We start from the raw sequence: 11,249 nt of genomic DNA on the forward strand, positions 1-11,249 counted from the left end.
CAGCCAGGCATCGGGCGGGCATCGGGCGGGCATCGGGCAGGGATCGGGCGGGGATGCGGCCGCTGCCTCCGCGGCCGCAGGGGTCAGCGCGTCAGGATGCGGTAGCTCCACGGCGCCATGTCCTCCTCGACATGCCCGCGCAGTTCGCAGGCAACGCCCGTCATGGCATCGGTGTACATGCCGGCATAGATACCCGTGTAATAATCGGCATGGATGGCGTAGGGCGAGAGGTTCATCACGGCGACGACGCGGTTGCCCTTCACTTCGCGCACGAAGGTCATCAGGCAATCCTCGGCGTTGTTGCGTATCTCAACCATCTCGCCGCCCGCCTCCCCGGCGGCGAGCGCAGGGTTGGCATGCCGGAGCCCGGCCAGGCGGCGGTAGAAATCCGTGAACGAATTGGCCGCGTAGGAGGGGATCGGGTCGCGGTCGAAGAAGGCGAACGAATGGTCGTAGCCGATCTCCTGCCCGGTATAGACCAGCGGCAGGCCGCGCGGCACGACGAACGTGAAGGCGGCCATGATCTCGCGGGCGCCGCCCATGCGCGTGAACTCCGAGCCGTTCCACGAATTCTCGTCGTGGTTGGAGGTGAACACCAGGCGCATGGCGGACTGCGGGTAACGGTTACGGTCGGCATAAATGTAGTCGCGCAGGGCGGTCACGCGCACCTTCTGCTGCGCCACGTCGTTCATCAGGTGGTGCATCTCCCAGGCATAGCAGGCGTCGAAGGCACCCGCTTCGAAGAGGTAAGGCTCCTCGGCCTCGGCCAGCAGGAACAGGTCGGGGTTCACCTTCCGCAGGCGGCGGGCAGTTTCATTCCAGAACTCCACGGGCACGAGCATCGCCATGTCGCAGCGGAAACCGTCGACGGCGTGCCGGCGCACCCAGAACTCCATGGCGTCGGCCTCGGCCCGCCACACGTCGCGGTTCGCATAGTTGAGTTTGGCGGTGTCCGTCCAGTCCCAGGGCACGGCGGGCGCCCCCGCGGCATCGCGCTCATACCAGTCGGCAGGCTTCTCGCCGACCCAGCGGGCGTCGCGCGCCGTATGGTTGGCGACCCAGTCCAGCAGCACCTTCATGCCCAGGCGGTGCGCCTCGGCGACAAACGCATCGAAATCCCCCATCGTCCCCAGCCCGGGGTCGACGGCGCAATAGTCGCGGATCGAATAGTAAGAGCCCAGCGAGCCCTTGCGCCCCTCGGCGCCGATCGGATAGACGGGCATCAGCCACACGGCGTCGATGCCCATGTCGCGCAAGAAGCCGAGCTTCGCGGCGGCGGCCCTGAGGGTGCCTTCGCGCGTCAGCTGGCGCACGTTCATTTCATAGATTACAGCCTGGTAACTCCACTCGGGATGCAACATAATTTCCATATTTTAATGCGGAATCCGGATTCCGGGATGTCAAATGTACGCTTTTTTCCGGAAAAAATCCGGGCGGCGACCGAATCCGGTGCAATAGGGACAAAATAGCAAGGGGCACATGTAGGTTTATTTCACAAAAATTACTACCTTTGCGCACGATATAAAACGCCTTAGTAAAAATGAAGCATTACCGCCTCTTAGTCCCGGTCATCCTGGCCCTGCTGGTCTCGTCATGTGCCTCGCAGAAACGTGCCTGGTACCTGCAGGACGCGAACCCCTTTACGCCTGAACAAATCGCCGAAAGCGGCCAGATCCGGATCAAACCCCTCGACCGGCTGACGGTCGTGGTCAACAGCAAAGACCCCGAACTGGCAGTGCCGTTCAACTCATCGACCTCGCTGAGTTCCGTGACGGGAGTCGCCTCGTACAGTTCGGCGACCAACCAGTCGCTGCAAATCCGCACGGTGGACGAGAACGGCATGCTCGACATGCCCGTGATCGGGAAGATCGACTGCAAGGGAAAGACCCGCAGCGAACTGGCACAGGCCATCGCCGACAAGATCGTCGAGGGCGGGTATATCAACGACCCGTCGGTCAACGTGCAGTTCGCCGACATGAAGATTTCGGTCATCGGCGAAGTCGCCCGCCCGGGGCATTACGACGTCACGCGCGACAAAATCTCGATCTTCGACGCCCTGGCCATGGCCGGCGACCTGACGATCTACGGTATCCGTACGGACGTGGCCGTGGCCCGCGAAGTGAACGGCGTGCGCACGATCGAATACCTCGACCTCACGTCGAAAGACCTCTTCAACTCGCCGGCGTTCTACATCCAGCAGAACGACGTGATCTACGTCAAGCCCAATAAATATAAGGCACAGGCCGGTGAAATCAGCCAGAACCGCAACTTCTACCTCTCGCTCGTAGGTACGGCCATCTCCGTGGCGACGCTTATCATAACCTTAACCAAATAAGCCGGGCCATGACCGAATACAACAACCAGCAGCAACACCTGCAGAACGACGAGAACGAAAACGGCAGCGGCCTCACGCTGCACGACCTGTTACAGATGGTTCTGGCCAACTGGTACTGGTTCGCCTTGTCGGTGCTCATCTGCCTCGGCATGGCCTACTACTACCTGGCCAGCACCCCGAAGATATACAGCCGCACGGCCACCATCCTCGTAAAGGACAGCCGCAAGGGCGGCGACATGGAACTGGGCGCATTCAGCGACCTGGTAGGTTTCCAGAACCGCCGCAACGTCGACAACGAGGTTTACATCCTCCAGTCGCACAGGCTGATGTCCGAGGTGGTAAAGCGCCTCCACCTGACGGTCAACTACTCCGTACGGGACGGGCTGCGGACGCTCGACCTCTACGGACGCTCGCCCATCGAAGTCGATTTCATCGACGACGACAACCAGCGCCTTTCGCTCGAGGTGACCGAGCTCGAGGACGGCCGGATCAAACTGGCGGACTTCGACGACAAGTACCTCACCAAGCAGGAGAAGCGCAGGGTCATCCGCGGCCAGTACGGCGATACGATCCCTACACCGCTGGGGCAGATGGTCGTACACAAGACGCCGTTCATGGACTCGACCTATGTGGACAGGCCCATCACCGTCACCAAGAGTTCGCCGATGGTCACGACGAACGCCTACCGCGCCACCGTGAAGAGCGACGTGGCCAACAAGCAGGCGTCGATCGTCACCATCTCGATGAACAGTTCCGTACCCAAGCGTGCCGAGGACGTGATCAACACGCTGATCGCCGTGTACGAAGAGGACGCCATCGCCGACAAGCGGCAGGTATCGGTCGTGACCAACGCCTTCATCAAGGAGCGTATGCTGGCCATCGGACGGGAACTGGGCGTCGTGGACAGCGAAATCGAGGGGATCAAGAAGAGCAACCAGATGATCGACATCACCTCGGAGGCTACCCGATCCATCACCGAGAGCAGCAAATTCAAGGTCGAAGGGCTTTCGATCGAAAACCAGATCAGCGTCGCCAACTACATCCGCGACTACCTCAACAACCCGACGCATGCGGGGGAACTGATCCCGATGGTCGCCTCGCTGACCAACAACGGGATCGTCGCCCAGATCACCGAATATAACGACGCCATCCTGCGCCGCCAGAAACTGCTCGAAAACAGTTCGGAGCGCAGCCCCGTGATCCAGGACATGGACAACGTGCTGGCTGCCGTGCGCCGCTCGATCATCGCTTCGCTCAACTCGCACGTCTCGACGCTCGAAATACAGCTTACGAACATGCGCAAGGAGGAGGCGCTGGCCAACCACCGCATATCCACCATGCCGTCGCAGGAGAAAGTCCTGCTCGACATCATGCGCCAGCAGAAGATCAAGGAGGAGTTGTTCCTCTACCTGCTCAACAAGCAGGAGGAGACGCAGCTCAACTATGCCGTCGCCGAAAGCAATTCGCGTACGATCGACCAGGCATACGGCAGCCCCAGGCCCGTGTCGCCCCGTTCGATGATCATCCTGGGCATCAGCCTGCTGGCCGGCCTGGCGATCCCCTTCGGCATCATCTACCTGATCGGCATGCTCGACACGACCATCCGCGGCCGCAAGGACATCGAAGAGAACATCAGCGCCCCGTTCCTGGGGGACATCCCCTTCCTCGAAGGAGAGAACAAGGGCGGCATCGTCGTCCGGGAAACCGGACGCGACGCATTGTCCGAGGCTTTCCGCATCCTGCGTTCGAACATGACCTTCATGAACGTATCGTCGGGCAAGGAAATCAAGTGCGTGCTCTTCACGTCGTCCGACCCCCATGCGGGTAAGACGTTCGTGGCGATGAACCTGGCGATGACGCTCGCCATGGCCGGGAAGCGGATCGTACTGATCGACCTCGACCTGCGCCGCCACGCGCTCTCCACGACGCTGGGCCGCAGCAACAGCAAAAAAGGCATCACGAGCTACCTGGCCGGGACGATCACCGACATCGGCGAACTGATCACGCCGATGGAGATACACAAAAACCTCGACGTGATCTGCGCCGGCATCCAGCCGCCCAACCCCACGGAGATGTTGCTTTCGGATCGCCTGGACAAGCTGGTCGCCGAGCTGCGGGAGAGCTACGACTATGTATTCATCGACAGCACCCCGGCCATGTCGGTAGCCGACGCGGTCATCACCGACCGGCTGGCAGACCTCTGTATCTATATCGTACGCGAAGGCGTGCTCGACCGCCGGCAGCTGCCCGACATCGAACGGCTTTACCGCGAGAAGAAATTCCGCAACATGTGCGTCGTACTCAACGGCACGCGCACCCGCCGCCACGGATACGGTTACAGATATGGCTACGGATATGGCTACGGGTACGGATACGGGTATGGATACGACGATTACAAGGAGACCAGCTACCGCAAGCGCCTGAAAATCTTCTTCAGCAAAATCGGACGTAAAATAAGGAACAAGAAATAAATGGCTATACGCAATGCATTGATCGCCGTCGATTTCGACGGAACGGTCGTGACACACGCATATCCCGAAATCGGCGACGACGCCGGGGCGGTTCCCGTACTGAAAGAACTTACGGACAACGGTTGCCGCCTGATACTTTACACGATGCGCCACGGCAAGCTGCTCGACGACGCGATCCGGTGGTTCCGCGAGCGGGGAATCCCGCTCTACGCCGTGAACGAGAACCCCTCGCAGCAGCGCTGGACATCCTCGCCGAAAGTCCACGCCGACCTCTACATCGACGACAGCAGCCTCGGCTGCCCGATCCGGTTCGTGGACGGTGTGAAACGCCCCGTAGCGGACTGGACGCGCATCCGGGAGCAGTTGGTCAGGGAAGGTTTCCTGGACTGAGCCGCCGCGGGAGCCGGCCAAACCGAAGGCAAATCAGGCTTTCCGAAGCCGGCGCGGCAAACGACACTCCACAAACAATAAGCAAAAAGGCGGATGAAACAATAAGCAAAAGGGCGGATGAAAATATCCGCCCTTTTGCATATGCGATGCCGCAGCCGGCAATTATGCCCAGAGGTTGCGGGGATATTTGCCCTCAGCGATCATCTTCTCGATCGAGGCCACCAGCGCGGGTTTGTCCTCCTTGTAGGTGACACCGTGCCACTGCGCCGCCGAGCGGAGCACACGCAACGAGGCCGTGCCTTCGCCGATGAGTTTGTTGACCATCGTCGGGATGTAGAACTCGGCTTTGAGGTTCTCCTTGTTCCCGGCGAGCCACGTCTTGAAATACTCCCTGGAATAGGTAAAGAAATCGGGGGTGAAGCCAAAGAGGTTCATCGACACCGGCGTGTCCCCGGCCAGTACTTCGTCGGCGCCGCCGTCGTGGAAGACGATCCTGCCGTCGGGCATACGCTCGATCTGCGTGCGCTCGACCATCGAGGTGAGGTTGCCCGCAGCATCCACACCGCAGACGCCGCGCGAAACGGTACCGTTGTCCGAAAGGGTCTTGTCGAGGTCGTAGGCGACCATGCAGTAGCGGTTCCGGCTCTCGCCCAACTGCGAAAGGTAGTCCCCGATGGTCTTGTAGGCTTCGGCACCGTAGAAGTCGTCGGCATTGATCACGGCGAAGGGTTCGCGGATGGCGTCGGCCGCCATCATCACGGCGTGGTTGGTGCCCCACGGCTTGACGCGCCCTTCGGGAACAGCAGCTCCCTGGGGCAGGTAGTCCAACTCCTGGAACACGAACTCCACGGCGATGCGGCCGCCGAAACGCTCCGCGGAGAAGACTTCGCGGAACTCCTTTTCGAAAGAGTGGCGGATGACGAAAACGACCTTGCCGAAACCGGCGCGGATGGCGTCGTAGACCGAATAATCTATGATGGCCTCGTTGTTGGGGCCGACCCCGTCCATCTGCTTGAGCGAACCGTAACGGGAGCCCATACCTGCGGCGAGGACGAGTAATGTAGGTTTTACCATACTTTTCAGCTGTTTTTTGCGTTGATTCTAAACGATCACAAAGTTAAAAAATTCGGCGCGTTCCGCAAAGGTTTTCTATGAAATTGGTTATCTTTGCATTCATAATGTCATAAACCGATGAGATTTTTCAAATCCATACGGGCATGGTGGCGCGGGCTTTTCCGCAAACGCCGTTTCAACATGCTCAATGCCACGGACAACAGCGAGGAGTGGCACATGCACCTCTCGCCGGCCAGCATCTTCGCGGCCTTCCTGTCGTTCGTGCTGCTGCTGTTCATCCTCATCCTGTCGCTGGTGGCCTACTCCCCGATCCTAGAACTGCTGCCGGGATACCGCACCGAGGCAGACCGTTCGCGCGAAAGCCTCGTGCAGAACATCATCCGGCTCGACTCGATGGAGCGCATGATGAACGACATGCTCACCTACAACCAGCATATCGCGCTGATCATGGAAGGCAAAACCCCCGTGGCGCGCACGCTCGCCACGTCGGACAGCACCCGCACCAGCAAGGTGCTGGTGATGCCCTCGCCCGAGGACTCGATCCTGCGGGCGCAGATGGAGGGCGACGGCCCGTACGCCATCGCAGGCCGCAGCGGCGGGTCGCGGCGTTCGGTACGCGAGGCGATCGAGCTGGCCAAACCCGTGGAGGGGATCATCACCGACCGCTTCGACATCCGCAACGGCAATTTCGGGGTACGCATCGCGGCGGCGGCCAGCGACCGCATCACGGCCATCGACAACGGCACGGTGGTGCTGAGCCTCTGGACGCCCGAGACGGGTTACATGGTCGAGCTGCAGCATGCGAACAACCTCCTCTCGGTCTACAAGGGGCTTTCGCAGTCGCTCGTCACCACGGGGCAGACCATCCGCGCGGGCGAGATGGTCGGCTACAACGCCGAGGCGGAAGAGGGCGAGGTGCGGCTTTTCGAATTCGAACTCTGGAACAACGGCAAGCCCGTAGACCCAGAAGGGTATATCGTATTCTGACGCACAGGCATGAAACAACGACTTGCAATACTGGGTTCGACGGGCTCGATCGGCGTGCAGACGCTCGACATCGTGCGTGAGAACCCCGCTTTATTCGAAGTGCGCGTGCTGACGGCCAACCGCAACTGGCAGCGGCTCGCGACACAGGCACGGGAATTCGACGCGGACACGGCGGTCATCGCCGACGAACGCTATTACGGGCAGCTGCGCGATGCGCTGGCCGGCACCGACGTGAAGGTGTACGCCGGAGAGGATGCCGTGGCCCAGGTCGCGGCGGGCGGCGATACGGACGTGGTGGTCAACGCGCTGGTAGGCTACGCCGGGCTGGCGCCGACGGTGGCCGCGCTCGGCGCCGGGAAGAAACTGGCGCTGGCCAACAAGGAGTCGCTCGTGGTGGGCGGCGAATACGTGATGCGGCTGGCGGCCGAAAAGCGTGCCCCGATCCTGCCGATCGACTCGGAACATTCGGCCATCTTCCAGTGCCTGGTGGGCGAGCAGTCGCCCATACGGAGGCTCATCATCACGTGCAGCGGCGGCGCATTCCGCGACCTGCCGTGCGAAAAACTGGCCGATGTGACCGTGGAACAGGCGCTGCGCCACCCCCAGTGGGAGATGGGCGCAAAGATCACGATAGACTCGTCGACGCTGGTGAACAAAGGTTTCGAGGTGATCGAGGCACACTGGCTGTTCGGCACCCCGGTGGAGAAAATAACGGTGCTGCTGCACCCGCAGTCGATCGTACACTCGATGGTGGAGTTCGAGGACGGGGCGATCAAGGCACAGCTGGGCACGCCCGACATGCGTATGCCGATCAGCTTCGCGCTGATGTACCCCCGGCGGGCGACCCGCCCCGGCGAGCGGTTCGACTTCATGGCGCACCCGCAGCTGACATTCGCCGGGGTCGACCGGGCGAAATACCCGGCGCTGGAGATCGCCTGCGAGTGCCTGCGCCGCCGCGGCACGGCGGCCTGCACGATGAACGGCGCCAACGAGGTGGCCGTCGCGGCGTTCCTCGGCCGCAAGTGCGCATGGCTGGATATTGTGCGTGCCATCGAGTACGCCCTGGGGCGCGCCTCGTTCGCCGCCGCCCCCACCCTCGGGGACTACGCCGAGGCGAACGACGAGGCCCGGCGGCTGGCCGCGGAATACTTAGCGTTGTAACCAAAAGACAGACATGGATATAATCATCAAGATCATTCAGTTTTTCCTCTGCTTCACCATCCTGGTGGGCATTCACGAATTGGGGCACTTCCTTATGGCGCGGGTTTTCAGGATCCGCGTCGACAAGTTCTATATCTTCTTCGACCCGTGGTTTTCGATCTTCAAGTTCAAGCGCGGCGACACCGAGTACGGGCTGGGCTGGCTGCCGCTGGGCGGATACTGCAAGATCGCCGGCATGATCGACGAGTCGATGGACAAGGAGCAGATGAAACAGCCCCCCAAGCCCGACGAATTCCGCACCAAACCCGCATGGCAGCGTTTTCTGGTGATGATCGCGGGCGTGGTGATGAACGTCCTGCTGGCGATCGTCATCTACTGCGGCGTCTGCTACACGTGGGGCGACAACTACTTCTCGAACGAGGACGCCAAATGGGGTTACAACTTCAACGAGGCGGGGCACAAACTCGGCTTCGAGGACGGTGACAAGTTCGTGACCATCGACGGCGAACCGGTCGGCGACATCAACAAGATACTCAATTCGCTGCTCATCACCGAAGGCGAGCGGAAGGTCGTCGTCGAGCGCGGCGGGAAGCACGTGGAGCTGACGTTGCCGCTGGACGAGCTGATCGAGATGCGCCAGGCCAAAGGTTACGAAGACCTCTTTACGCTGCGTGTGCCGTTCCTGATCGACAGCGCGGTGTACGAATCGGCGGCGGCGCTCAGGCGCGGCGACGAGATCGTGGCCATCGACGACGCACGGGGGCTGGAATACTCCGGCTACCAGCAATATCTGAAGACCCGGGCGGGCGGGGAGGTGACCCTGACGGTGAAGCGCGAAGGCGACATGCTGCTGCAGATCGCCGTCCCGGTGTCCGACGAGGGCAAGCTGGGCGTGATAGCACGCAATCCCTATACGCTGCGCACACAGGAGTACACCTTCTGGCAGTCGATCCCGGCAGGCATCGAAAAGGCCGGGAAAGTCATTTCGTCCTACTGGGAACAGTTGAAGATGATCGTGCAGCCCAAGACCAAGATGTACGAGGAGCTGGGCGGGTTCATCGCCATCGGCAGTATTTTCCCCGGGGACTGGAACTGGGAGGATTTCTGGTTGAAGACGGCGTTCCTGTCGATCATCCTCGCGGTGATGAACATCCTGCCCATACCGGGCCTGGACGGCGGGCATGCGATCTTCACGTTCTGGGAGATGGTCACGGGACGCAAGGTGAGCGACAAGGTGCTGGAAGGCGCGCAGTACGTCGGGCTGGTCATCATCCTGTTCCTGTTGCTGTACGCCAACGGAAACGACATATACAGGTTCTTTATCAAGTAGGCATATGTTGCTGGGGCATGTACAGGACATGGTACAACGGCTCGCGGCCAACCGCCGCGAACGGCAGCCCCGCAGCAAGAAAGAGAAGATGCTCGACCTGCTGGGCAGGGACAGGGCCGGTCATCCGACGCGTCGGGAAGAACTCCCGCCCGAAACGGTCGAACGCGTCAAAGCCGAGATCCGGGAAGAGACCCGCCGGGAACGGCGCAGAAAACGGATCATCGGATGGATCGTGGTAATCCTGGCACTCGGGGCGGCGATTTACCTTATAATTTCGTACCTTAATTATAGCCCTGAGGGATTCCTCGGGGGCGGACAATTCGAAACAGATGAAACTGGCAAACTGCGCCGAAGCATTACGGCGACACCATTTTGAGGTTGAAACGGTGAAGGACATCACCGAGGCGTTCGCGGTGCTGAAAGCCATCGCGGAGCGGGAACGGCCGGAAATAGTATCGTTCGGCGACTCGGAAACGATGCACGCCACGGGCATCGTCGGGTGGCTGCGCGGCGACGGACGCTGGAAGCTGCTCGACGGGTTCGACCCCGCGATGAGCTATCCCGAACGGTTGGAGATACGCCGGCAGGCGCTGATGTCCGACCTCTTCATCACGGGGGTCAACGCCATCAGCATGGAAGGCTCGCTCCACTGGCTCGACAAGGTGGGCAACCGCATCGCCCCGGTGGCGTTCGGGCCCCGCAAGGTGGTCATCGTGGCCGGACGCAACAAGATCGTCGCCGACCGTGCCCAGGCCGAGGAGCGCATCCGCACGATCGCCGCACCGCAAAACGTCGCACGGCACCCGGGGTTCCGCACGCCGTGCGCCCGAACGGGCGTATGCTCGGACTGTAACTCGCCCGATCGCGTGTGCAACACGCGTATGGAGATGCTGCGGTGCTGGCCCGCAGGGCGCGTGCTGGTCGTGCTGATAGACCAGGAACTGGGACTTTGACAAATACCGGAAGGATGAAAGCCATAAGATACATAGCCATACTGATCCTCGCGGCGGCACTCGCGGCCTGCGGGGAGAAATCGGAACCGTACTACACGACAAGCTATCCGGTGAGCCGGGTCGAAGCCACCGTCACGCTCGGCCCAGCAGCAACGGCAACGGCCGAAGACGAGCCGGAACCCGAACCCGAACCCGAGCCTGAACCCGACCCGGTAATCGAGGCCATACGCGCGGACGTGCTGGCCGAAGCCCCGGTACAGGCCGGGGGCGGTTACGTGCTCGAATTCCTCTACCACAACAGCGGATGGCTCTATATCACACCCGCACCGGACGCCGCGCCGGTCACCGGGTCGTTCAACAAGGAACCCGACAAACCCGACCAGCTGCGGTTCTTCTACGAGGACGCCGACTACACCTATGCGGTTTCCTACTATTCGGAGGAGGGCAAGAGCCTCACGCTGCTGACCGTAGACCTCACGGCCAAATACCAGGCCCTCTACCCCACGGCCGGCATCACGAAGGTCGAAAGGCTGGAATACACGACGCAC

General features: G+C 61.2%; 11 protein-coding genes. 9 read left to right on the forward strand and 2 right to left on the reverse strand.

The genetic code is table 11. The annotated features are described in order from the left end of the window. Positions 1-83: 83 nt before the first annotated feature. Complete coding sequence (locus tag QVP03_RS03710; protein ID WP_022332257.1) at positions 84-1,361, reverse strand: alpha-amylase family glycosyl hydrolase; 1,278 nt, start codon at positions 1,359-1,361, stop codon at positions 84-86. A 179-nt stretch (positions 1,362-1,540) separates the two neighbouring features. Between QVP03_RS03710 and QVP03_RS03715 the strand changes: the two genes are divergently transcribed. The 3 genes from QVP03_RS03715 to QVP03_RS03725 are packed head-to-tail and all read left to right on the forward strand — an operon-like array spanning position 1,541 to position 5,196. After that, a complete protein-coding gene (locus QVP03_RS03715; protein WP_022332258.1) occupies positions 1,541-2,335 on the forward strand; it encodes a polysaccharide biosynthesis/export family protein in 795 nt (264 codons plus the stop codon). 8 nt (positions 2,336-2,343) lie between these two features. Continuing rightward, a complete protein-coding gene (locus QVP03_RS03720; protein WP_022332259.1) occupies positions 2,344-4,806 on the forward strand; it encodes a GumC family protein in 2,463 nt (820 codons plus the stop codon). Next, complete coding sequence (locus tag QVP03_RS03725; RefSeq protein WP_022332260.1) at positions 4,807-5,196, forward strand: hypothetical protein; 390 nt, start codon at positions 4,807-4,809, stop codon at positions 5,194-5,196. 162 nt (positions 5,197-5,358) lie between these two features. On the opposite strand, the gene QVP03_RS03730 is transcribed toward QVP03_RS03725, so the two are convergent. Beyond that, positions 5,359-6,270: a nucleotidyltransferase family protein gene (locus tag QVP03_RS03730; RefSeq protein ID WP_022332261.1), complete on the reverse strand. Its 912-nt coding sequence runs from the start codon at positions 6,268-6,270 to the stop codon at positions 5,359-5,361. A 117-nt stretch (positions 6,271-6,387) separates the two neighbouring features. Between QVP03_RS03730 and QVP03_RS03735 the strand changes: the two genes are divergently transcribed. From QVP03_RS03735 to QVP03_RS03760, 6 genes are all read left to right on the forward strand, one after another. Then, positions 6,388-7,257 (forward strand): murein hydrolase activator EnvC family protein, encoded by an 870-nt coding sequence (locus QVP03_RS03735; RefSeq protein ID WP_018697312.1) that lies wholly within the window; start codon positions 6,388-6,390, stop codon positions 7,255-7,257. 9 nt (positions 7,258-7,266) lie between these two features. Next, a complete protein-coding gene (dxr, locus tag QVP03_RS03740) occupies positions 7,267-8,418 on the forward strand; it encodes a 1-deoxy-D-xylulose-5-phosphate reductoisomerase (protein ID WP_022332262.1) in 1,152 nt (383 codons plus the stop codon). Positions 8,419-8,431: 13 nt separating this feature from the next. Continuing rightward, on the forward strand, positions 8,432-9,748 hold the full coding sequence (gene rseP, locus QVP03_RS03745) for an RIP metalloprotease RseP (protein WP_022332263.1): 1,317 nt from the start codon (positions 8,432-8,434) through the stop codon (positions 9,746-9,748). Between the two features lie 4 nt (positions 9,749-9,752). Continuing rightward, entirely contained in the window at positions 9,753-10,124 is a 372-nt protein-coding gene (locus QVP03_RS03750; protein WP_022332264.1) for a hypothetical protein, read from the forward strand. Continuing rightward, positions 10,078-10,701 (forward strand): lactate utilization protein, encoded by a 624-nt coding sequence (locus QVP03_RS03755; RefSeq protein WP_022332265.1) that lies wholly within the window; start codon positions 10,078-10,080, stop codon positions 10,699-10,701. The genes QVP03_RS03750 and QVP03_RS03755 overlap by 47 nt, the downstream gene beginning before the upstream one ends. 14 nt (positions 10,702-10,715) lie before the next feature. After that, positions 10,716-11,249, forward strand: a 534-nt coding sequence (locus tag QVP03_RS03760) for a hypothetical protein (protein WP_288210624.1), incomplete at its 3' end; no start/stop codon positions are given.

It is taken from the genome of Alistipes sp. CAG:29, assembly GCF_000435435.1.
GTDB lineage: Bacteria > Bacteroidota > Bacteroidia > Bacteroidales > Rikenellaceae > Alistipes > Alistipes onderdonkii.

What these genes read in the sequence shown, in the direction of transcription:
- QVP03_RS03710 (WP_022332257.1), bottom strand. Translation starts at nt 1,361, where the DNA reads ATGTTGCATCCCGAGTGGAGTTACCAGGCTGTAATCTATGAAATGAAC.
- QVP03_RS03715 (WP_022332258.1), top strand. Translation starts at nt 1,541, where the DNA reads ATGAAGCATTACCGCCTCTTAGTCCCGGTCATCCTGGCCCTGCTGGTC.
- QVP03_RS03720 (WP_022332259.1), top strand. Translation starts at nt 2,344, where the DNA reads ATGACCGAATACAACAACCAGCAGCAACACCTGCAGAACGACGAGAAC.
- QVP03_RS03725 (WP_022332260.1), top strand. Translation starts at nt 4,807, where the DNA reads ATGGCTATACGCAATGCATTGATCGCCGTCGATTTCGACGGAACGGTC.
- QVP03_RS03730 (WP_022332261.1), bottom strand. Translation starts at nt 6,270, where the DNA reads ATGGTAAAACCTACATTACTCGTCCTCGCCGCAGGTATGGGCTCCCGT.
- QVP03_RS03735 (WP_018697312.1), top strand. Translation starts at nt 6,388, where the DNA reads ATGAGATTTTTCAAATCCATACGGGCATGGTGGCGCGGGCTTTTCCGC.
- dxr (WP_022332262.1), top strand. Translation starts at nt 7,267, where the DNA reads ATGAAACAACGACTTGCAATACTGGGTTCGACGGGCTCGATCGGCGTG.
- rseP (WP_022332263.1), top strand. Translation starts at nt 8,432, where the DNA reads ATGGATATAATCATCAAGATCATTCAGTTTTTCCTCTGCTTCACCATC.
- QVP03_RS03750 (WP_022332264.1), top strand. Translation starts at nt 9,753, where the DNA reads ATGTTGCTGGGGCATGTACAGGACATGGTACAACGGCTCGCGGCCAAC.
- QVP03_RS03755 (WP_022332265.1), top strand. Translation starts at nt 10,078, where the DNA reads ATGAAACTGGCAAACTGCGCCGAAGCATTACGGCGACACCATTTTGAG.